General features: G+C 60.7%; 17 protein-coding genes and 1 pseudogene. 11 read left to right on the forward strand and 7 right to left on the reverse strand.

The window, feature by feature from the left end:
* Positions 1-3,321: an efflux RND transporter permease subunit gene (locus B0G74_RS12300; RefSeq protein ID WP_132375025.1), complete on the forward strand. Its 3,321-nt coding sequence runs from the start codon at positions 1-3 to the stop codon at positions 3,319-3,321.
* Between the two features lie 178 nt (positions 3,322-3,499).
* Here the strand turns inward: B0G74_RS12300 and B0G74_RS46560 are convergent.
* Positions 3,500-3,657 (reverse strand): annotated as a pseudogene (locus tag B0G74_RS46560) (IS30 family transposase); the annotation flags it as partial.
* 577 nt (positions 3,658-4,234) lie between these two features.
* Between B0G74_RS46560 and tssI the strand changes: the two are divergent.
* From tssI to B0G74_RS12335, 6 genes are all read left to right on the forward strand, one after another.
* Entirely contained in the window at positions 4,235-6,967 is a 2,733-nt protein-coding gene (gene tssI, locus B0G74_RS12310) for a type VI secretion system Vgr family protein (RefSeq protein WP_243658167.1), read from the forward strand.
* Between the two features lie 38 nt (positions 6,968-7,005).
* Entirely contained in the window at positions 7,006-8,391 is a 1,386-nt protein-coding gene (locus B0G74_RS12315) for an N-acetylmuramidase family protein (protein ID WP_243658168.1), read from the forward strand.
* Positions 8,375-9,067, forward strand: coding sequence for a hypothetical protein (locus B0G74_RS12320; protein WP_132375029.1), 693 nt, complete (start codon positions 8,375-8,377; stop codon positions 9,065-9,067). The genes B0G74_RS12315 and B0G74_RS12320 overlap by 17 nt, the downstream gene beginning before the upstream one ends.
* A 76-nt stretch (positions 9,068-9,143) precedes the next feature.
* Positions 9,144-10,991 carry a hypothetical protein gene (locus B0G74_RS12325; protein ID WP_132375030.1) on the forward strand — a complete coding sequence of 616 codons (1,848 nt, stop codon included), beginning with the start codon at positions 9,144-9,146 and terminating at the stop codon, positions 10,989-10,991.
* 3 nt (positions 10,992-10,994) lie between these two features.
* Positions 10,995-11,627 (forward strand): hypothetical protein, encoded by a 633-nt coding sequence (locus B0G74_RS12330; protein ID WP_132375031.1) that lies wholly within the window; start codon positions 10,995-10,997, stop codon positions 11,625-11,627.
* On the forward strand, positions 11,624-11,875 hold the full coding sequence (locus B0G74_RS12335) for a PAAR domain-containing protein (protein ID WP_132375032.1): 252 nt from the start codon (positions 11,624-11,626) through the stop codon (positions 11,873-11,875). Before B0G74_RS12330 ends, B0G74_RS12335 begins: the two co-directional genes overlap by 4 nt.
* Before the next feature lie 89 nt (positions 11,876-11,964).
* On the opposite strand, the gene B0G74_RS12340 is transcribed toward B0G74_RS12335, so the two are convergent.
* From B0G74_RS12340 to B0G74_RS12350, 3 genes are all read right to left on the reverse strand, one after another.
* Positions 11,965-12,429 (reverse strand): hypothetical protein, encoded by a 465-nt coding sequence (locus B0G74_RS12340; RefSeq protein WP_132375033.1) that lies wholly within the window; start codon positions 12,427-12,429, stop codon positions 11,965-11,967.
* Positions 12,430-12,540: 111 nt separating this feature from the next.
* Positions 12,541-13,104 (reverse strand): peroxiredoxin, encoded by a 564-nt coding sequence (locus B0G74_RS12345; RefSeq protein ID WP_132375034.1) that lies wholly within the window; start codon positions 13,102-13,104, stop codon positions 12,541-12,543.
* Positions 13,105-13,303: 199 nt separating this feature from the next.
* Positions 13,304-14,560: an EAL domain-containing protein gene (locus B0G74_RS12350; protein WP_243658264.1), complete on the reverse strand. Its 1,257-nt coding sequence runs from the start codon at positions 14,558-14,560 to the stop codon at positions 13,304-13,306.
* Between B0G74_RS12350 and B0G74_RS46565 the strand changes: the two genes are divergently transcribed.
* The 3 genes from B0G74_RS46565 (at position 14,462) to B0G74_RS12360 (ending at position 18,329) form a co-directional block, all read left to right on the forward strand.
* A complete protein-coding gene (locus tag B0G74_RS46565) occupies positions 14,462-14,734 on the forward strand; it encodes a hypothetical protein (RefSeq protein ID WP_243658274.1) in 273 nt (90 codons plus the stop codon). The genes B0G74_RS12350 and B0G74_RS46565 overlap by 99 nt on opposite strands.
* A gap of 207 nt (positions 14,735-14,941) precedes the next feature.
* Entirely contained in the window at positions 14,942-16,756 is a 1,815-nt protein-coding gene (locus B0G74_RS12355; protein WP_132375036.1) for a sensor domain-containing phosphodiesterase, read from the forward strand.
* A 115-nt stretch (positions 16,757-16,871) separates the two neighbouring features.
* A complete protein-coding gene (locus tag B0G74_RS12360) occupies positions 16,872-18,329 on the forward strand; it encodes an HDOD domain-containing protein (RefSeq protein WP_132375037.1) in 1,458 nt (485 codons plus the stop codon).
* A 142-nt stretch (positions 18,330-18,471) separates the two neighbouring features.
* Here the strand turns inward: B0G74_RS12360 and B0G74_RS12365 are convergent, their stop codons facing one another.
* Positions 18,472-19,842: an EAL domain-containing protein gene (locus B0G74_RS12365; protein ID WP_132375038.1), complete on the reverse strand. Its 1,371-nt coding sequence runs from the start codon at positions 19,840-19,842 to the stop codon at positions 18,472-18,474.
* Positions 19,843-20,103: 261 nt separating this feature from the next.
* Between B0G74_RS12365 and B0G74_RS12370 the strand changes: the two genes are divergently transcribed.
* Entirely contained in the window at positions 20,104-20,862 is a 759-nt protein-coding gene (locus B0G74_RS12370) for an acetoacetate decarboxylase (RefSeq protein WP_132375039.1), read from the forward strand.
* Positions 20,863-20,992: 130 nt separating this feature from the next.
* Here the strand turns inward: B0G74_RS12370 and B0G74_RS12375 are convergent, their stop codons facing one another.
* Together B0G74_RS12375 and B0G74_RS12380 are read right to left on the reverse strand one after the other, a co-directional pair.
* Positions 20,993-21,787 (reverse strand): ABC transporter substrate-binding protein, encoded by a 795-nt coding sequence (locus tag B0G74_RS12375; RefSeq protein ID WP_132375040.1) that lies wholly within the window; start codon positions 21,785-21,787, stop codon positions 20,993-20,995.
* 246 nt (positions 21,788-22,033) lie between these two features.
* Complete coding sequence (locus tag B0G74_RS12380; RefSeq protein WP_132375041.1) at positions 22,034-22,942, reverse strand: LysR family transcriptional regulator; 909 nt, start codon at positions 22,940-22,942, stop codon at positions 22,034-22,036.
* Positions 22,943-23,002: the final 60 nt, after the last annotated feature.

Here is a 23,002-nt window from a genome sequence, read left to right on the forward strand (position 1 = left end):
ATGAATCTGTCGCGCCCGTTTATCTCCCGCCCGGTCGCCACCACGCTGCTGGCGATCGGCATCGCGCTGGCCGGTATCTTCGCGTTCACGAAGCTGCCGGTGGCGCCGTTGCCGCAAGTCGATTTCCCGACCATTTCAGTGCAGGCCACGCTGCCGGGCGCGAGTCCGGATACCGTGGCGACCAGCGTCGCCAGTCCGCTCGAACGGCATCTCGGCTCGATCGCCGACGTGACCGAAATGACCTCGTCGAGCTCGGTCGGCTCGACGCGCATCACCATGCAGTTCGGCCTGAACCGCGACATCGACGGCGCCGCGCGCGACGTGCAGGCCGCCATCAATGCGGCGCGCGCCGATCTGCCGGCAAGCTTGCGCAGCAATCCGACGTACCACAAGGTCAATCCGGCCGATGCGCCGATCCTGATTCTGGCGCTCACGTCGAAAACGCTCACCGCCGGCCAGTTGTACGACTCCGCGGCCACCGTGCTGCAACAGTCTCTGTCGCAGGTGGACGGCGTCGGCGAAGTGGATGTGAGCGGCTCCGCCAACCCGGCCGTGCGTGTCGAACTCGAGCCGAATGCGCTCTCGCACTACGGCATCGGTCTCGAAGACGTGCGCGCGGCGCTCGCCGCGGCCAACGCGAACAGCCCGAAAGGCTCGATCGAATTCGGCCCGAACCGCGTGCAGATCTATACCAACGACCAGGCCAGCAAGGCGTCGCAATACAGGGACCTGGTCATTGCCTATCGCAACGGCGCGGCGGTGAAGCTCTCCGACGTGGCCGAGGTGGTCGATTCGGTCGAAGATCTGCGCAACCTCGGCCTCTTCAACGGCAAGCGTTCGGTGCTGGTGATTCTGTATCGCCAGCCGGGCGCGAACATCATCGACACCATCGACCGTGTGACGGCGATGCTGCCGCAACTGCACGCGTCGCTGCCCGCGGACGTCGACATCGCGCCGGCCGCCGACCGCTCCACCACGATCCGCGCGTCGCTGAAAGACACCGAGCGCACGCTGGTGGTCGCGGTTGCGCTGGTGGTGATGGTGGTGTTTCTGTTCCTGCGCAACTGGCGCGCCACGCTGATTCCGAGCGTGGCCGTGCCGATCTCCATCATCGGCACGTTCGGCGCGATGTACCTGCTCGGTTTCTCGATCGACAACCTCTCGCTGATGGCCTTGACCATCGCGACCGGCTTCGTGGTCGACGACGCGATCGTGGTGCTGGAGAACATCTCGAGACATATCGAGAACGGCGTGCCGCGCATGAAGGCGGCCTTTCTCGGCGCGCGCGAAGTCGGCTTTACCGTGCTGTCCATCAGTATTTCGCTGGTCGCCGTGTTCCTGCCGATTCTGCTGATGGGCGGCATTGTCGGGCGCCTGTTCCGTGAATTCGCGCTGACGCTTTCGCTGGCGATCGGCGTGTCGCTGATCGTCTCCCTCACGCTCACGCCGATGATGTGCTCGCGCCTTCTGCGCGAGCCGCACGAACAAAAAGAAGAAGGACGTTTCGGCCGCTGGCTGGAACGCGGCTTCGCTTCGATGCAGCGCGGTTATGAGCGCACGCTCGGCTGGGCGCTGCTGCATCCGCGCCTGATCGTGACGATTCTGCTGCTGACCATCGGCCTGAACGTGTGGCTGTACATCATCGTGCCGAAGGGCTTCTTTCCGCAGCAGGACACGGGGCGGCTGATTGGCGGCATTCAGGCTGATCAGGCTACCTCGTTCCAGTCCATGAAAGGCAAGTTCGCGCAGATGATGGAGATCGTCGGCAAGAATCCGGCGGTGGAGAGTGTGGCCGGTTTCACCGGCGGGCGGCAGACCAATTCCGGCTTCATGTTCGTGACATTGAAGTCGAAGTCCGAGCGCAAGGCATCCGCAGATCAGGTGATCCAGCAACTGCGCGCGCCGCTCGGCGACGTCGCCGGCGCGCGGACTTTTCTACAGGCGGTGCAAGACATTCGCGTCGGCGGACGGCAATCGAATGCACAGTACCAGTTCACGCTGCTGGCCGATTCGACGCCCGACCTGTACCTGTGGGGACCCAAACTCACCGAGGCGCTGCAGGCACGCCCCGAACTCGCGGACGTGAATTCCGACCAGCAGCAAGGCGGCCTCGAAGCGATGGTGACGATCGACCGCGCCACCGCCGCGCGCCTCGGCATCAAGCCGGCGCAGATCGACAACACCTTGTACGACGCGTTCGGTCAACGCCAGGTATCGACGATCTATAACCCGTTGAATCAGTATCACGTTGTGATGGAAGTCGCGCCGAAGTACTGGCAGAGTCCGGACATGCTGAAGCAGATTTACATCAGCACGTCGGGCGGCAGCGCGAGCGGCGCGCAGACCACCAACGCGCCGGCGGGCACCGTGACAGCGGCGACCGCCGCCGCGACGACCTCGTCCACGAGCGCAACGACTGGCGGCACGGCGGGCACGACCGCATCGAGCGCGGCGAGCATTGCCGCCGACTCCGCGCGCAACCAGGCGATCAATTCGATCGCGGCGAGCGGCAAGTCGAGCGCTTCGTCGGGCGCGGCGGTGTCGACGGCGAAGGAAACCATGGTGCCGCTGTCGGCGATCGCGAGCTTCGGACCGGGCAGTACCCCGCTCTCCGTGAATCACCAGAGCCAGTTCGTGGCCTCGACGATTTCGTTCAATCTGCCGCCGGGCGTTTCGCTGTCGACGGCGACTCAGGCGATTTACGACACGATGGCGCAGATCGGCATGCCGGGGACTATCCACGGCAGTTTCCAGGGGACGGCGCAGGCGTTCCAGCAGTCGATGTCCGATCAGCCGATTTTGATTCTGGCCGCTCTGGCCGCCGTGTATATCGTGCTGGGGATGCTGTACGAGAGCTATATCCATCCGCTGACGATTCTGTCGACGCTGCCTTCGGCGGGTGTGGGCGCGTTGCTGGCGTTGCTGCTGTTCAAGACGGAGTTCAGCATCATCGCGTTGATCGGCGTGATTTTGCTGATCGGTATCGTGAAGAAGAACGCGATCATGATGGTGGATTTCGCAATTGAAGCGTCACGGCACGGTTTGTCGTCGCGGGATGCGATTCATCAGGCCTGTTTGCTGCGATTCCGGCCGATCATGATGACGACTTTTGCCGCGTTGCTGGGGGCGCTGCCGCTGGCGTTTGGGCGGGGTGAAGGGGCTGAGCTTCGGGCGCCGCTGGGGATTGCGATTGTTGGTGGGTTGATTGTCAGTCAGATGCTCACGCTTTATACGACGCCGGTTGTGTATCTTTATATGGATCGGATTCGGGTGAGGTGGGAGTCGAGGAAGGCTCGCCGTGCAGGCCCGGCTGCTACTTGATGGTTTTTTTACGCGGCTGGTTTTTTTGGGTGTGAGGTTGGCCTTTCCTTGAGATCATAATGGTCTATTAGCGTCGCCCCTGTGTGGGGCAGCGCCAATGGATTTAACCAGTCGATGCAACACCCAAAGTTTCCGCCAGTTTTTCGGCGGGTTCGTAAATTGTAAGGTCTGACGCGGGCCGTCGCAGAAGGCCATTCTTGTTCTCATTGCTGACTCGCTGCCGTGGGCTGTGCGGATCACAGAAATACACCTGCACGTCCGTGGCAATCGAGAAGTTCCTGTGGCTCGCCATCTCGGCCGCGGCCCATGTCACGACCGAAGTAGTTTTGCCGGCAGTCTGTTGACCTGCTTTATCAGCGCGGGCACCACGCTTGCCGTGTCCTTGCGCGCCACCTTGACCAGCATCGCATAGCGCGAGTGCCGCTCCATCAGCGTGGCAATGTAGGTGTTGTCCGAGCCCGTCAGCAGATCGTGCGGGTAGCCGGGCAATGCCGCTTCCTATTCGCAGCACGATAAGCCGAACCCGGCTGGTGCTCGAGCATGCGCGCAATGGCACGCAGCGTCTCACCCTCGCGCCACATCTTCCAGATTTCGTTTTTCTGTTCTGCGCTCATCCAATGCTTTCTTGAATCCGCCGCGCCAGCCGGTCAGTATGCGCCGCGTCATACATTAAATAGTTCTCCATACTCGTGCTGTCCGTCAACCAGTCACCTGATTATGCGAAGTACCTATCTACTTTATCGCGTTGACCAATTTTGACAGTTGTCCTATATACGCCTAGCAAAATCCAATTTGATAATGAAAATTTCAAATTTGAGCGGGCTAAAGCGTATGAAGAAGCGCGAAGACCTATTGGTGCAAGTCAGTTCAGGGAGGGGCCATGTATAGCCCCAGCCAGTCACGTACCCTGAGCGTGTCGTGCGAGGCGTTCCCGATTGATCGCGGTGTGCCGGTCCTGTCTCCCGTGCGGCTACGGGGTACGGAGGCGCTTGGCAAGCTGTACAGGTACACGCTGGACATGGCGACAACGTACACGCCGGGGCTTTCCCAGTACAACACTAAATTTCAGATCGTCCCCGCCAGGCTGGTCGGCAAGGACATCACCATCTCGATCGAGTTCGACGGGAAGGGAACATTCATTCCGGGGATGCCCGGCGATAGCGGCGCCGGTAATGTCGGAGCGGGCGTCAGGACGATTACGGGGATCATCGCCAGAGTCGAGATGACTGGCGTCGATGATCGCCACACGTACTACCGCCTTGTCGTGCGTCCTGCCCTGTGGCTGACCACAAAGACCTCGCGCAGTCGCATATTCCAGAACAGGAGCGTACTGGATATCACGCGGGACGTGCTGCGCGAGCACCCGGTCCTGTTTGATGTGAAGGTGTCGGCACGCGGACTGAAAGACGGCTATCCGGAACGCGACTTCGTCCGCCAGATGTGGGAGTCTGACTTCCATTTCCTGACCAGGCTTTGGCGCGAATGGGGAATTTATTACTTTGAGGATAACAACAGGCTGGTGCTGTGCGACGGGCCCGGTGTCCACGAGCCGCACCGGAATGCCTATGACTCGATCCGTTATCACGCGCCCGACGGTGCGCGTATCGACGAAGAACATATCCACAAGCTGAAGGCGTCGCGCAGGATCACGGCGGCCAGGGTGACTGTTGTCGATTACGACTATACGCGTGGAGCGCAGAAGTTCGTCGAGGAACATGATGCGTTCGGAGAACTGCACAAGGCCGAGGAACGCCACTGGGGTGACTACTCGCAGCCCCTTGCCGGCGCAACGGGTCTGTCGGGCCAGCCGAACAACTATCTGGAGGAGGCACACTATCTCGCGGGTGTGCGCGCCCATGCGCTTTTCTCGCGCAACGAACGTCTCAGGGGGCGGGGCAACCTGCTCGGCCTGAAGACGGGCAGGACATTCTTTCTCACGGATCACCCGGAGTCGGATGTCAATGCCGAGTACCTGGTGGTGTCGACCACGCTCGATATCCGCAACGTGAGCGAGACGACGATATCGGGCAGAACATCGGCCAGAACGCCAGGCGCAGACCAGTACCAGTGCGTGACCGACTTCGTGCTGCAGTCGCCGAACCGGTTCTTCAGGAACAGGCTGAAGAAAAAGCCGCGCTGTTACGCCGAGACAGCCGTGGTGGTCGGTCCCAAGGACCAGACGACCTGGGTCGATGCGTACGGCCGGGTCAAGATCTGCTACCTGTGGGACGTGGACAGGCCGAAGGACGAGAACGCGAGCTGCTGGGTACGCGTGTCCTCGCCGTGGCAGGGCAATTCGTTCGGCTCGATCTACGTGCCCCGCATCGGCCAGGAAGTGACGATCAACTACCACGAGGGCGACCCCGACAAGCCCTATATTGCCGACCGAATGGTCAACCGGTTCAGGCAGCCACCGTGGTTACTGCCAGCCAACTACGCACTGAGCGGCACGCGGACGCAGGAACTGAAAGGGTTCCAGGCCAACCAGATCGTCGCAGACGACACGCCCGGCAAACTTCAGGTACAGGTCAGCAGCGATTACGCGCAGTCGCGGCTGATCGTCGGCTACAACACGCGCATCGACGGCAACAAGGGGCGCAAGGAAGCGCGGGGCGAAGGCTGGGAACTGGCGACGGACGCATGGGGCGTGCTGCGCGCCAATCAGGGCATGCTGATCAGTACCGAAACGCGTGCGGGTGCAGCGGCTCCCGTCAAGGACATGGGCGAGACGGTGCAGCGGCTCACACAGGCGCGCGAACTGCATGAGGATATGGCGGAGGTTGCACGGCAGCACAACGCCCAGCAGGACGGCGCTGACCAGCGCGACGCCATTGGCGAGATCAAGGCGCAGAACGATGCCATCCGTGGCAGCGCGATAACGGACGGCAATCCATTCCCGGAACTGGCGCGGCCCGACATGGTGCTCGCGAGCGCGGCGGGGATCGGTATGACGGCGGCGCAGAGCACCCATCTTGCAAGCAGGTATGACCTGGCCGTGACGACTGGGCGCGACGTGAGCATTGCATCGGGCCGTTCGTTGTTCGCTGCCGTGCGCGGTGCCGTTTCGCTGTTTGCGTATCAGCTTGGCATGAGGCTGATTGCGGCAAAGGGCAAGGTGGAGATTCAGGCGCAAAGCGACCAGATAGCGCTTGCAGCGTTGAAAGACCTCGCCATCAGCAGCACAGACGGCCGGGTCGTCATCACGGCGGCGAAGGAAGTGTTGATCGGCGCTGGCGGCTCTTACATACGGATTGCGGCGGATGGTATCGAGAATGGCACGCCTGGCCAGATTCTTGAGAAAGCCGCGTCGTGGGATGTGCCCGGGCCTGCAACGATGAGGATGCCATTGCCGCCCCTTCCGCTCAGCGCCTTGCCACAAGCCGCTGATCATCAATATAAGCAGGTCTTTGATATCAGCACGCTCGTTCCGGCCACCAGCATCGGCTCGTCGCTGGAGAGCCAGCCTTATCGCATCTACCTGTCAGACGGCACGATCCAGCAGCAGGGCATGTTGAAGGAAGGCGCTACGGTAGCCGTCCAGACGTCCAAGCCCACAAGAGTCAAATGCGAGATTGGCGCGGGTGATTGGGGGGTTGCCGAGCAGGGTTATGACGGCATCGAACTGAACGACCAGGACGAAGCGTAACTATCGGGCGATAACGTTGAATGCGCTGGAGGGAATCTGTGAATAAACCGCATCATAAAGGGAATGCGCCGACGCATCCGAAAGCTCCGCCAAGTCCGTTTGTCGAAGTGACTATTGTTTTCCGGGATGCACTGAATCACCCTATCGAGGGACTGGCCGTTCGGGTTGCAGCCGGAACCGGCGCACCGCCGGCTGCAGCCTGGACAATTGGACCCGAAGCAGACGAGCCGGCGGTCCCGTTCGCGCCTGAGTCAGATACCCCTGCACCCGTGGCTACAGTGAACAACAGTACCGACGCAGTGACGGACAGGGACGGATACGCGATAACAATCCATAACGCCGCGCGCGACCAGCCGCTTGATGTGCTGGTCAGGAACCGACACGGGCAATATGTACTCAAGGCCACGGTAACGCCGACGAAGGACATAGTGGCCTACGCGATCAATAGTCCCGAATATCACCTGGACGCAGTAACGCAACTTACGCCCAAGGATGCATTCGAACAGGACCTGACAATTCCGGTAATGAAAGACGGCGAAATCATGACGATGCATCGACTGGTTAACGAGTTCGGCCCTTACATAGGGTCCGCTCAAAAGGTCACGGAGCAGGGAAAGGTGAAAAAGGACTTTCCGACGAAAAAAAAGGAAGTACAGACCGATCCCGCGACCGAGAGACCCAAAACCTCAATCACGATTGAGCATCATTATCGCGTAGTCGATACAGGAATGCCGCGCACCATTGCCATAAATCTGCTTGCATCCAGGTTAAACTTCCCAAAGTCCTTGGATATTTCCGATGCGAAGTACGCCGAGATTGCGAGGAAAATAAATTGTGAAGTTGCTGCTGTTAGGGCTGTCGCCGAGACTGAATCGTCGGGATCAGGATTTTGCGATAATGGGTTGCCAAAAATTCGATTCGAGCGTCATTACTTTTTAAGAGCGTCGTTGCCTGAGAATAAAAGGGCGAGTGGCGTTTGGCAGAAGCAAAAAAATCCTTTCCCAAAAGTGCCTGATTTATCCTGGCCCAAATCAGGAGGCTACAGCGTCGGCGAACCCTTAGACGATGGGACTTGGACACATAGCGACAGAGACGTTATGTATCAGTACGAGCGCATGATAAGAGCCGCGAATCTCAATTCCGACGCCGCATTAATGGCATGTTCGTGGGGGGCATTTCAGGCAATGGGATACTTCTACAAGGAGTGCGGGTACTCTTCGCCGGAAGCTCTCGCAAATAGCGTAATGACCGGCATCAACGAACAGTTGGATTTATTCTTTGCTTATGTTTCATATGTCAGCCCAATAGCTTTAGACGCGCTCAAACACAAGAATTGGCAAAGTTTCGCGCAAGCCTATAATGGCGCGGACTGCCCCCCGTCTTACGCTGCAACCATGAAGAAAAATTATGACAAATATAAGTAAATTTGGACGCCTGTGCTCGGTGGCATTGGCTGCACTTGCTTGCAGTTCGGCTATATCTGCCGAGGCATTTATTTTCGACAACCCTTTCTTGGTGGCAATGCACTCTGGAAATAGTATCTATGGATACTATGACTCCCGGGATGAAAGATTTTCGTGTTCATTTCTTTTTTCAGGAATTGGTAAAATCAAAAAAATAAATGAAAAATTTTCTAACCAAATAGATATTGAAACATATAGCTTCGACTTTCAGCGAACCTCTTTCTCTTACAAGGACAGGGACAAGCTGTTCGATGTATCGGGAGATTTATTTATTAGGTCTGGAAAATGGGTTATTAGAACGAAAAAGCCTCAGGGTGCATGCAACGGCATCGGAGCCGATTTCGGGAAAGCTCCCGACGATCCCGCTGTGACGCAATTCTCAGTCGAGAAGCAAATTGACGTTATCGGGATTGGAATTGCGAGTAAAAAAACCTTTTTCTATCGCAAGCCAGGTGCAGGAAAAGAGAATCGATTTCTGTTGAGAGGAGATATTGCGCTAATAATTTCGAAGCACGGGGACTATACCTATGTCCGGTTTGCGAACCCCAATACCGTTTCGTCGACCCGCGATCCTGTTATTACCGGATGGATACGATCAGCCGATCTGAAAAACCCTCTCCCGCCCCTCGACCGCTAGTCGCAAAGTATCGTGCATTCGATATTTAAGCAAGGATCAACTTTATGATCGACCTTTACGGATGATGGTGAGGAAGATGATCGGGCGCGCCCCTGGATCGCTGGGCAACAGTCCCGCGCGCACGGACGCGGTCTACGGCGACGTGTGGTTCTTCGTTCCTCGCGGCACAAAGCTCTTTGCGAATGAGCCTCACCCGTATCGTGAGGACGATAGCTTTCCGGCTATTGCGACGCTGCATCCCCAGGCGCCTCTCGTTCCGGCTGGAACCAGTCGCGATCTGGTTATCCGCATGCATTACGAGAAGGACTGCACGCTGACGACCTACCAGCAGAATATGGATTTGAGCTGGTCCGTTAGCGGCGCAATGCCTGCGGAAAGCGAGGCAGAATACAACCTGTTCTCGCGGGCAACCGCCCTCAGTCGGCGCTATACGGACAGCAGCCTGGCGAGCATCACCGCTGGGATCGCGCTGCCTTCACCGAGTGCCATCTTCGAGATGATCCGTTTCGGGCGTTGCATCGACGACCAGCTCGCGAGCGGTGCGCGCTTCAATCACTGGCGCAAGGTAAACACGCCGGACGGCGACGGGTGGATCAACCTGTCGAAGGCCGGAGTGCGCGTGTATAGCGATGCCGATTTCCCCGAATGGGCCGGCTGGAGTTTCGTCAATGACGATCCGACGCCCGACAGCCTGTGCGATTCACCAACGGTAAGGCACTGGCTGGACGTCAATCATTCCGGACATGTGAGCCATGCTGACGCCGTGGGGGCATTGGGCGTGGATGCGATCCGGCAGCGCCTCGCGCGTGCCGTGTGCAAGTTCCCATCCGAGTGGAGCCGAAGCGGCCTGGAGGCTCGCTATCACTGGCTCAAGAGTCCCCATGAGGCATTGTCCAGTCCGTTGTCGGAAGCCGATTTCGGCAAGCTGATGGACCATGCGCGTGATCTGGCTTTCTGGGAGGACATTAGCGATCCCGATCTGCCCCATGCCAATGAGGTTTGGCATTTTCCGCCGACGGCGTTTATCCGGCAGTTCAGAACTTGCGGATGGTTCAGTGCAAGTGAATTCAGACAATTGCTCCCACAACAGGTTTTGCGCGAAGGTCCTCATCACGCTGTCTATTACGAGAATGTGGCAATGTCCGGGGCCAGGCAAGATGTTATGGCAATTCACCGGGTTCCGCTAAACAAGACACTTCGGAAATATAAGATCAATTCTCCACAGAGAATTGCCGTTCTCTTTGGAAATTCTTTGCAGGAAACAACTTGGCTGAGTTCTCTGCACGAGGACAACCATAATATGTGGTATTACCCATGGGATGGAAGGGGATTTCTTCAGCTTACACACCCCAATAATTACTTCGATTATTGGGACTTCAAAGGGCGTAGAAATCAGATATCCCAAGAGACCCGTAACACGGTCTTGCATGCACATGCAATGGCTGACGCGCATCGCCCGCAAGCACAACAGTACAACGCGGACGGCGTAAACGGGGCAACCCCAATCGTAACTCGCTGGCGAGATGACGTCGGAGACAACGGAGCCTTTAGCCGTGATCCCATATCTCCTGCGGACAGCGCCGGTTTCTACTGGTCTAAGATGAGTATGGCCCAATATGCTGACCGTGATATCAGGTTGGAGCGCAGAGAAGTTTCCGCAACGCCTCCGCCCAACCCTCATCATCCGGCAAATAACGCAACCCCAGTAACAAAGATCTACTATCACAGTGAAAATTTTCGGGATGCATCGGCGGCCGTAAATCTTCCTGCCGCCGTTGGACATCCGAATCATCCGTTCAATGGGTATGTCGCACGCTGCGTAGGGTTCGGACAGGCGTTGGCAGTAGTGAGCGAACATTTTTTTCCAGATGCGCATGGCGCGCTGCTGGTTTTTCCTGACGGCTATCAGCCGAGACGAGATTAATAAATGATGGTTAAGTCCGTTTTTGCCGTATGCATGGTCATGGCTCTAGCCCCTTGCAAAGCTCAGAATATCAACGCTAATGCTGCGATTGTTCCCGTGCAAATTGAATCATGCAAATTTTCGTTTAGAGATTTTTTTCGCGGCTCGATCATCGAACCGCGAGTGGAGAACGAGTTCAAATCTGCTGCGTATGCGGCAAAAATACATGTGAATGGATCAGAAAAATCATTCGGATTCGATATCACATGCCATGCGAAATTTCACAACGAAAACGAAGTTTCAACCCGTTTCGGAGGACGTTTTAATAAAAACGAAAAAAAATGGATTCCGGACTTTGGCGACGCGTCAGAAAATGACATCTTGGAGCTGGAGAAAGTAACAAAGACATTTTCTCTTGATTCAAGGAACGGCCACGGCTTCTATACAATTCAGGATGATCTGGACGGAGAGCCGTCTCGTCGGGTACGACATATCTCCTACTGCTTATTCCACGAAACAAACGCCGTCTGCGGATACGGCCAAGTAAAGCGACTTGTTGACGCCAAAAGTGACATGCTTCCCTACGCATTACGCATTCTCCGAAGCGTCGAATTCACAGACACTCCTGCCGCAACTGACAAAACTACAAACCCATGATTGACCTTATCCGACTCGCCGACACCACCGACCACGGCGGCGGCGTCATCACCGCCTCCCAAACCATGCGCTACGCCGGGCGGCGCGTGGCCCGCGAGGGTGACCTCGTCGAGTGCCTGCTGCATCCTGAAGTCCAGCCGAATATCATTATCGAAGGCGACAGGAGGATCACGGATCGCGGTATTCCCGTCGCGCGACAAGGGCATCGCGCAAAGTGTGGATGCAGCCTGATTTCGAGTCTGGTATGAATGGCGAGCCATGCGCCGGTTGCCATCAACGACAACTGTCGCAGAAGACCGTTCGCGTTCTCATTGCTGCCTCGCTCCCGTGGGCAACCCTAAAGCCTCTGCTCCGTAGCAAGCACCAAAATCCGCGCCCATTGTTTAGCCTGCCGCTCATCCCGCATAGGCAAAACCCAAACCTGATGCTTAGGATCCTTGACCTTCAAAACAACCTGCCACTGGGCACCGGGCCGCTGCACCTCTGTCCCAAGCAAGTCAGCAAAAATATAAGCACCCTGCCCTTCGCCCAAACGAATCTCACAAAGCCGCTTGTCGGCAGCGAGCCGCACCGCCCCCCAACTCCCCTTGAGTTCGTGAGTCCAGTCTCCATCCCGAACATTCGCTGCGACTTCTTTCCGACGACGCCACCAATAAGCCAGGGCGGCTACCACGAGCAGGGCAGCCAGCACCGCAACGCCAGCAGCAACACCCAGCCCAAAAGCCGCCTGCAAGGCATAAAACGCCCGCACCGCGCCATACACCAGCGCGATAAGCGCAATCAATGCAACGATAATCGGCATCGCAAGCTCACAAGGCAAAAAAACTCAGCCTAGCACGAGCGACGCCCACCTCTCACCGCAAGAGCACAGCAAGAAACCATTGCGAAAATCACGCGGCGCCCAGCTTGAGCATTAAGGCTGCTTATGCGTCGCAGCCCAATCCTTCACCGCCTTCAGCGTATTCTCGACATGCTTCTCCGGCGACAGGCTCGTGTACTCATAGATGATCTTGCCATCCGGCGCGATCACATACGACACGCGATTGGCCATCGACGCGTGCATCGGCAAGCCCGCGTCATACTCGCCGATCACCTTCGAATCGGCATCGGCCGCGACCGGGAATTTGCTGCGGCACTCGCTCACCGAAAACTTCGTCAGGGTGTCGATGTTGTCGTGTGACACGCCGATCACCGTCGCGCCATATTTCTTGTACTCATCGACGGCTTCGGCAAACTCGTGGGCCTCGATCGTGCAGCCCTTGGTGAAGGCCGCCGGATAGAAATACACCACCACCGGCCCTTTCTTCAGTTCGTCGGCCAGCGAATAGGTGTAGGTCTTGCCGCCCAGCGAAGCCTGCGCGGTGAATGCCGGCGCCACGTCGCCCGGCTTGAGGGTCGCCGAGGCCGTCAGCGAATGCATGGCGAATCCGACCGACACGGCCGCGACCAGTGCCGCCGATATGAATTTCTTCTTCATCTGCTTTCTCCAGGCGTGGATGCACACGGTTCGTTAAATGAACCCAAGGCCGATGCGTTCAGGAGAACGCCGGCCAACTTCGCTATTGGACCACGTACTCACAAGGTACGTCAGAACCAGCCTGAAGGATGCGGAAGTCGTTGCCGTGAACGCGGCCACCGCGAACGCAGGGAAAGCGCGCGATCGGCCAGTCCGCCCGTCAGGCGGCCGCTTCGGTATGCGCGCCGAACCAGGCCGCGGCCGACAGATTCAGCTCGGCCAGCACCTCGGGGGTAAAGGCCACGAAACCGCCCGGCGCGTCGGGGCCCAGCGCGATCGATGCCGCATCGACGCCCTCGCCGGCTGCCTCGGCGAGGCGCAGCAACGTGCCCAGCTCGCCGCGCCGCGACACGATCGCTTCGCGAATCTGCGGCGCGAGGCCGAGTTTCTCCAGCGCCGCGCCCGGCGAACTGCCGAGCACCACGTGAATCAGGGAAAAAATTCCGGTCATGAACGCGGCATCGGCGAATCCGTCGTCGGCGGGGCGCAGCCAGGCTGCGGCCAGCTCCATGAAGCGCGAGCGCGTCCCCGCCAGTTGCACCAGCGGATCGGCGCGCCACGGCAGGTCACCGGTGTCGGCGTAGAGCAGCAGTTGCGCCCAGCGCGCGATCTGCCGCGTGCCAGTGGCAATGATCGCCTCGCGCAACGACGCGATATTGCGCCCCAGCCCGAATGCGCTCGAATTGACGAGGCGCAGCAGCTGCACCACCACGCTCGGGTTCAGCTTGAGCTCCGCTTCGAGCTCGACGATGCCGGCATCGCGCGACAGCAACGCCAGCAGGCGCAGCAGGCCCGGCCGCGGCGAGCGGTTGCGCGGCGCGGCCAGCACCTGCGGCCGCGCGAAAAAGTAGCCCTGGAACAGATCGAAGCGAAGCTCACGCGCGAGCGCGAAGTCCTCGCGCGTCTCGACCTTTTCGGCGATCAGCGTCTTGCCCTGCCCGCGCACCAGCGCCGCCAGGTCCGGCAGCACGGCGCGGTCGGTCTGCAGAAAGTCGATCTTGACGATGTCGGCGTGCGGCAGCGCGCCGATCAGCTCGTCGGACACTTCGCTCACGTCGTCGAGCGCCACCTGAAAGCCGGCGCGGCGCAGCTCGCCCAGACGGCGAACCAGTTGCGCGTCGAATTTCACGGTCTCGAGGATTTCGAGCACGAAGCGCTCGGGCGGCATCAGATGGACGATGTCGTTAAAGAGCAGCGCACGGTCGATATTGACGAAGCCGCGATGCTGGCCCAGCACCGTCGGCACGCCGATCCCGCCGATCGCGCGCGCCACCACCTGCGCCGTCGCCTGGGCGTCGTCGGTGACTTCGGCGTAGTTATGCGCACCGGCTCGAAACAACAATTCGTAAGCATTGAGCGCGCCGTCGCGATCGAGGATCGGCTGGCGGCCCAGATAGACGAATTGCGTGGCGGGCAGCGGTTCAGCGCCTTCGGCGGTTGCGTCGAGCACCTCGATGTGCCGGGCAGTGGCCTTGGCTTGATGGCGTTCAGACATGGAGCATCGGGGCAAGTGTTCGGTAAGCTACGCAGCAGCGACGTCTCAGCCGGCACTGCACAACAAAGGTTTGTCCTATTAACGGACATCGAGTAGCCGCACTTTAACTGAATCGGTCCCGGGCCGCCGCCAGGCCGCGCAAGCGCTTCCTTACCACGTGTTTTTTACACCAGGCGCTAAAGATTTCCCCGCAGGGGTCGTTATCTCGTTCTGATGGGGCGGCCTGATACCTCTTAACCGCCCTTAAACGGCGGGCAGTGAGCCGCCCCGCCTGCAGACGAATACAGGTTGCCAGCGATAAACATGGAAGCGAACAGGATCACCGCGCCCCGCCGGGGCTCCTTGCGCACGGTCATCGACCGGCTTCGTGCGTTCGGCCGGCGCGTGGACGGCAAACCGCAGACGGCCGCAAGCCGCGATGCGCAACTGGAACAGGTGGTCGGCGCCGTCGACCTGTTGGCGCACGTCGACGACGAACTGCGCTTCATCTATGTGTCCGAGGCCAGCCTGCGCTTCATCGGCTATCACCGCGAGTATCTCGAGACCATCACGCTGCACGACCTGGTGGCGCCGGCCGACGTGCCACGCCTGGACACCCTGCTGACGCGCGCCGCCGTCTCGGGCAACGTCGAGAAGGCCACGCTCGGCCTGATCAAGTCGCTCACTTACCCGATCACCGTCGAACTGCGCGTGGTGCGCAGCAGCCACGACGGCACCGAAGGTTATGCGATCGCCGGTTTCGACGTGTCGGCCTGGCGCGCCACCGAGGAACGCCTGACCCAGGCGCTGCATCTTGACCGCCTGACCAATCTGGCCAACCAGTCGGCGCTGATTCCGGCGCTGCTCGACGCCCAGCAGCAAGCCGACGCGCACGGCACGCCGGCCGCGCTGCTGCTGCTCGACCTCGACGACTATCAGCGCGTGAATCGCGCGCTCGGCTACGACGCCGGCGACGAAATGCTGCGCGACACCTCGCGCCGCATACTGAATATGACGAGCCCGAGCGAAACCGTGGCGCGCGTGGCGAGCGACGAGTTCGCGATCCTCGTGAAGCCCGCCGCCAGCCGCACCGACGCGGCGGCCGCCGCCGAAACGCTGGCGCGGCGCCTCCTGACCGCGATCCAGCAGCCGTATGTGTTCAACGGCCAGCAGGTGCATCTGTCGGCGAGCATCGGCATCGCGCTCTATCCCGACGTGCGCCACGCCAACGACACCGCAGCCCACGACACCCACCTGCTGCGCTGGGCCGACCACGCCCTCTTGCAGGCCAAGGCAGCCGGCGGCAACACGCTCGCCTTCTACGTCCCCGACGACAACCCCGCCGACGCCGAACGCCTGAAGCTGGAGGCCGACCTCTACGACGGTGTGCGCAACGGCGAGTTCTCGCTACACTTCCAGCCGATCACGAGCAGCCGCACGCACGGCGTGGTCGGCGTGGAAGCGCTGATCCGCTGGTTGCATCCGGTGCACGGACTGGTGCCGCCGTCCATGTTCATCCCACTTGCTGAGTCGATCGGCCTGATCAACTTCCTCGGCAACTGGGTGTTGAAGGTGGCCTGCATGCAGCTGATCCAGTGGGACGCGAAAGGCATCGCGTTGCAATACGTGGCCGTGAACGTGTCGCCGCAGCAGTTCCGCGATCCGCGCTTCAAGGACTCCGTGCGCGAGGCGATCGAGTTGACCGGCATCGATCCGCGCCGCCTCGTGTTCGAGATTACCGAAAGCCTGCTGATGCACGACCCGGCGCATGCCAAGGGCCTGCTCGAAGACCTGACGGCAATGGGCATCCGCTTTGCGGTCGACGACTTCGGCACCGGCTATTCGAGCCTGGCTTACCTGCAACGCTTCCCGCTGGCCAAGCTCAAGATCGACAGGAGTTTCGTCGAGAATCTGCTAACCTCCCGGAACGATCAGGCAATCGTTAGCGCTGTCGTGGGCCTCGCTCAGACACTGGATCTCGAACTGGTGGCCGAGGGCGTCGAAACGGAAGCGCAGCGCACCCTGCTCACCGAGATGGGATGCGACCACATTCAGGGATGGCTCGTCTGCAAGGCGTTGCCCTCCGACGAACTCGCGCAGCGTTTCGAAGCGCGCACGCTTCACTTGCACAGCGCATAGCAATGCAGGCAAAGCACTCATGTAGCGGCTCATCTGCCGGCTCATGCAGCGGAACAAGCCGGCCTCTGGCCGGCGTGGCACTCATTGGAACATGTATGGCTTTGGCGGGACTCACATGGTAAAGGCGGCGGTGCTCGACCGGCTCTGGACGCGAATGAGCGAGCGCGGCGATTTCCCCATGCTGTCGCAATCGCTGCGCTCCACCATGGCGGCGATGAACAATGACGACCTCGACTTCACTGGCCTCGTGCAGGTGGTGCTGTCCGACTTCGCGCTGACGCAAAAAGTGCTGCGGCTCGCCAACTCGGCCATGTACATGGCGTTCGGCGGCAACATCACGACCGTGTCGCGCGCGCTGATGGTCCTCGGCATGGACGCGGTCGGCCATCTCGTGGTCGGCCTGAAGATCGTCGATCACTTCCATCACAGCGCGCCGCGCCGCATCGACGCAAAACTCGAACTGAACCGCACGCTGCTGTCGGGCTGCGTCGCGCGCAAGCTGACCGAACGCGGCGATCTGCGCGCGGGTGAAGAAGCCGTGGTCTGCACGCTGATGCGGCAGATCGGCAAGCTGCTGGTGGTGTTCTATCTCGACGCCGAATGGGATCAGATTCGCCGCCATATGGACGACGGCACGCTCGAAGCCGATGCCTGTGTGCTGGTGCTTGGCGTGACCTTCGACGAAATCGGCGCCGAAGCCGCCGTGCGCTGGCGTCTGCCCGACATGATCCGCTCCGGCATGGGCGAGTTCGACCCGCAAGACGTCACGCAGCCGCGCCAGGTGCAGTGGCTGCGCGCCATCACCAATTACTCGACGGCGGTCGCCGACGTGCTCACCCAGCAGAACATGCCGGACTGGGAGCGCGAGCAACGCATCGCCGAACTGGCGCAGGAATATAGCGGCGCGCTCAACACCGATCCGGAAGTGCTGCTCGAAATGAGCGTGGCGCTCGCCCGCGAGGAAGGCGGCGACGGCGTGATGCGCGAAATCGTCGAGTTGCGCGCCAATGCGGATGCGATCGCGCGCGAGGCGCTCAATCCCGAGGCCCGCATCGCGGTGGGCGTCGAAGATCTGCGCGGCCTGCCCGACGGTAGCCCGCTCCAGCCGGCGCTGGCGATGGCCGCGGAAACGCTGCTCGCGGGCCTCGGCTTTGCGCGCACCGTGGTGTTCGTCAAGCACAGCAACGGCACCTTCAAGGCGCGCCTCGGTCTCGGACCGAAGATCGACGCGGCGTTGCCCAAGCTAACCTTCAATACCGCCTTCGAGCCCGACGTGTTTCATCTGGCGATCGCGAACTCGGTGGGCATTTTCATCGAGAACGCACGCGACCCGAAGATGGTCGCGCGTCTGCCCGAATGGTTCCGCCGCTCATTCGACGACGCCCGCGCCTTCGTGCTGCTGCCGGTCGTCGATGAAAGCGACACGACCGTGGCGCTGCTCTACGGCGACTGGTCGCATAGTCAGGAACCACGGCGCATCTCACAGAAAGAGATGAGCGTGTTGAATGAACTGGCCAAGGAGTTAGGCCGTTTTTTCGGCTTGGGGCAGATGCGGGAAATGGAGACGATGTGAAGACCTGGCGTGATCGTTGATCACGGCGCTTCACTCTCACCTGTTCTGTATTTGCCCGACGCCACGTTGAAGTTGAAGTCGAGTCAGGCTCGCCGAGGCCGCCATGTATGGCATGCCGCGGCCTCCGGACGAGTCACTTTTCTCAATCTTCGATTCTTTCCAGCCCTTCCGCGCTGCGGTCCGCGACACCGGCCCACGCGCCCGCCGCTAGCCCCAGTTCCGCGACCTCTTCCACCGTCAACGGCTGCAAGCGCGCGCACAGCGTTTCGATCTCATCCCATGCGCCGCGTTCGAGCGCTTCGACCGCGCTCAGCAGCAACCCCAGCGCACCCTGTCGATGCAGGATGCCTGCCTGGATCGGACGCGACAACGTCAGCACGTTCAAGGTGCTTTCGAGCGAGCCGCCGAACACCGCGTCGACGAATGAAAACACGCCGGTCAGGAACGCCGCATCGGCTTCGTCGCGGCCGGCTTCGGGCAAGCGCTCGATCGCCAGTTCCATGAAACGCGCGCGGGTCGCCGCGAGTTGCAGCAAGGGATCGTCCTCGAGGGCGACTTTGCGGCCGTCGGCATAGAGCAGCAGTTGCGTCCAGCGCGCGATGCGGTTGGTGCCGGTCGCGTTGATCGCTTCGCGCAACGTCGTGACTTTGTGGCCGACGGCGAGGCCACTCGAATTGGCGAGCTTCATCAGGTGCATCACCAGCACCGGATTCAGCTTGAGTTCGGCTTCGAGCTGCGCGACGGTCGGATCGCCCGAGAGGAGTTGCAGCAGGTTCAGCAACGCATGGCGCGGCGCGCTGACGCGGCGCGAAGCCGAGGTCTGTGCGCGCGCGAAGAAGTAACCCTGGAAGCGATCGAAGCCGAGTCCATGGGCCGTTTCGAAATCGGCTTGCGCGTCGATTCCCGAGGCGACCAGCAGCTTGCCCGCCGACTTGAGCACGCTCGCCAGTTTCGGCAGCAGCACGCGCGGCACGCCCGTGAAATCGATCTTGACGACTTCCGCATAAGGCAGCAGTTTGGCGAAGGTTTCGTTGGGCTGGGTCACCTCGTCGAGCACGAAGCGATAGCGGCGGCCGTGCAACTTGACGATGCGCGCCACCAGCGCTTCGTCGAACTCGATCGCCGGCGCCAGTTCGAGCATGAAGCGCTCGGCGGGCAGCCGCAGGATCGCGTCGTCGAATAGCATCTCGCGGCTGACGTCGACATAAGCCGGATGCCCGGTCAGCGCGCCGCGCACATTGCCCTGAAGCAGGCCGTGAATGATGGCTCGCGCCACGCGTTGCGCCGGATCGGGCGCGCGGTACGACGAGGCGTCGGCACCACTGTTCGCGTCCGCGGGGGCTCGTGCGGCCTCCAGCATGTCCGCGGTCAATTCCGGTGCGCGCACCTTGATCTCGTAGCCGCACAGCATGCCGTCCCGATTCAGAATCGGCTGTCGCGCGAAGCTGGCATTCAATTGCGCATCGTCCGTTGCACCCGTGTGGCCCGGATTCTCGATTGCGATGGTGGTCATTGCACTCCCCCGCTAAGCGCCGCCCCGGCGCTTACTGCTGTATTTTGATTTTCGCTGCACCGTCAGCACGGCCCAAGGTGTGAAGCCCGTGGCCCGCGGTGCGTCTGCCGATTTTAGCTCAGGCCGCCATGCGCGGACACGTCCGTGAAGCAATATCTCGAAATAATTGGAGATGAGTCTGAAAGCGATCCGGCGCAAAATCGCCGATACTCTTGTGCAGTGCAGACGCGTTCCAACCGCGTTTAACCACCAAGGAAAAACATGGACGTCAAAAGCGTGCTGTCAAATGCCTTCGCCATGCCGATCACGAGCCCGGCATTTCCCATGGGCCCGTACCGGTTCATCGACCGCGAATTCCTGATCATCACCTACCGCACCGATCCGGACAAACTGCGCGCCGTCGTGCCCGAGCCGCTCGAAATCGGAGAGCCGCTGGTGCATTACGAGTTCATCCGCATGCCGGACTCGACGGGCTTCGGCGATTACACGGAAAGCGGCCAGGTGATTCCGGTGTCGTACAAAGGCGTGGCGGGCGGCTACACGCTGGCCATGTATCTGGACGACCATCCGCCGATCGCCGGCGGCCGCGAACTGTGGGGCTTTCCGAAGAAGCTCGCGAACCCGGTGCTCGCCGTTCATACCGACACGCTCGTCGGCACGCTCGACTACGGTCCGGTGCGCATCGCCACCGGCACGATGGGCTACAAGCATCGTCAACTCGATCTGGCGCAGCAGAAGAAACGCCTAGAAACGCCGAACTTCCTGCTCAAGGTGATTCCGCATGTGGACGGCACCCCGCGCATCTGCGAACTGGTGCGCTACTACCTGCAGGACATCGATCTGAAAGGCGCATGGACCGGCCCGGCCGCGCTCGAACTGGCGCCGCACGCGCTCGCGCCGGTTGCCGAGTTGCCGGTGCTGGAGATCGTCGAGGCGCGTCATCTGATTGCCGATTTGACGCTCGGTCTCGGCGAAGTTGTGTTCGATTATCTCGATCAGCCGGAAGCGAACGTGCGTTGAACGGTTGATCGGTTGATCGTCGTGGTGAGGCTTCTCTCGACATCAATGTCGTGCCACCGCGCAAATGCAAACGGCCGCAATAGCGGCCGTTTGCATCACATACAACAAATCGCGAAAGACGCGTAGCGCGTTACTTCAACACCACCTTCACGTCGAAGTACTTGGCCGCGAATCGGTCGATCGTGCCGTCCGCCTTGAGTTCCTTGAGCGCCTGGTTCAGCGCGTCCTTCAAGGCCTTGTCGCCCTTGCGGATGCCGAAGCCGACGCCCGCGCCGAGCAGCTTCTCGTCGCTGACGGCCGGACCGGCGAACTCGAAGCCCGCGCCTTGCGGCTTCTTCAGGAAGCCCTTCGAGGCGGCTTCCGCGTCCTGGAACGCGGCGTCCAGACGACCCGAAGCGAGGTCGGCGTAAATCTGGTCCTGCGTCTGATACGGCACGACGTCCACGCCGGCCGGCGCCCAGCGCGCCTTCGCGTAGGTTTCCTGGATCGTGCCCTGCAGCACGCCGACATGCTTACCCTTGAGCGAAGCCGGCGTCGGCAAGAGACCGCTGCCCTTCTTCGCGATCATCTGATTCGGGATCGTGTAGATCGGATCGGTGAAGTCGATCGCCTGGCGGCGCTGATCCGTGATCGTCATGTCCGAGTTGATGGCGTTGAACTTGCGCGCCTGCAAGGCCGGGATCAGACCGTCGAACGAGTTCTCGACCCACACGCATTTGGCCTTCAGCTTCGCGCACACGGCATTGCCGACGTCGATGTCGAAACCCTGTAGATCGCCCGACGGCGACTTCGATTCGAACGGCGCATACGATGCCTCGACGCCGAAATGCACTTCCTTGATATCGGCAGCCGATGCGGTGCCGGCCGTAACCGTTGCCGCCGCGAACAGCGCGAGCGCAGCCATGTTTCGCCAATTCATCTTCATTACGGGTGTTCCTCTACGGTATTGAATAAGACGGAGCCGAATCCGGGCAAGCATGATTGCCGCGCCAAAAATGCGATTCAAACTCGTGCGGCCGGTGTGGTGCAGCGCAACAGCCGCGAGGCCGCGATTGTACAGGCTTCGTTTGCCGCGCCTGCGGGCGCGCCGCGTGGCGCGTTGCTGGGCACGCGCTTTGGGCTTACGCGTAAAGGTGTAAATAGCTGTCGCGTGCAGGCAAAGACAAACACGTCAGCGCGCGCCGTCGCCGGCTGCGAAATCGCCACTGAGTTGTTGCGACAGATGCGTATAGACGGCAGCCACATGCGGCAAATGCCGCGACTCCGGATGCGCGAGCACCCAGACTTGCGACTCGGCTTCGTCGAGCGGCGGCGTCAATTGCACGAGATCGTCGCGGCCGCGCGCGAGAAAAGTCGGGAAGATGCCCACGCCGAAACCGCGCGCCACGAGTTCGAACACGGCCATCACGCTGTTGGTCTTGTAGCGCGGCTCGACAATCGGGCAATGACGCTTGCGCCATAACACGGAGGGGTGATCGCCGAGCGAGGCGTCAGGAGCGGCCCAGTCGCAGCGCGCCAGCGCATCCACATCGCTCGCGTGGATGCCGCTGCTCCTGGCGGCGAACACCGCGATACGCAGCGGGCCCACGTGCTTGCCCACCAGATGATCCGGCGCGCGGCGCGTGGCACGCACGGCGATATCGGCATCGCGTTTGGTAAGGCTTGCGAGACTGTTGGCTGCCGTCAGTTCGAACGACAACGCCGGATGCAACGCCGCGAAATCACGCAGCGCGGGCAGCACGAGACCGTAGAGCACGGTATCGGTGGTCGTCACGTGGACGCTGCCGGACACGCGGTCGCTGCTTGCCTGCACCGTGGAGCGCGCCGCCGCGAGTTCGCTTTCGATACGCTCGGCATGTCGCGCCAGTTGCGCGCCGAGCGGCGTGGCGCGATAACCGCTGCGCGAGCGCTCGAACAGACGCTGTCCCAGCCCGCGTTCGATCCGCTGCACCGAGCGAAAAATCGTCGACGCGTCGATACCCAAACGCTGCGCGGCTTCCGCCAGCGTGCCGGCGCGCACCAGCGCGAGAATGGTCTGCGTATCCGCCGACGTCAGTTCGTATTGCGTTTTTGCACGCATGGTTTGGCAAGCCGCCTGTTTATTCGGAATCCGATCCGGGCTACTTTTACCACATGGACT

Source organism: Paraburkholderia sp. BL9I2N2 (genome assembly GCF_004339745.1).
GTDB lineage: Bacteria > Pseudomonadota > Gammaproteobacteria > Burkholderiales > Burkholderiaceae > Paraburkholderia.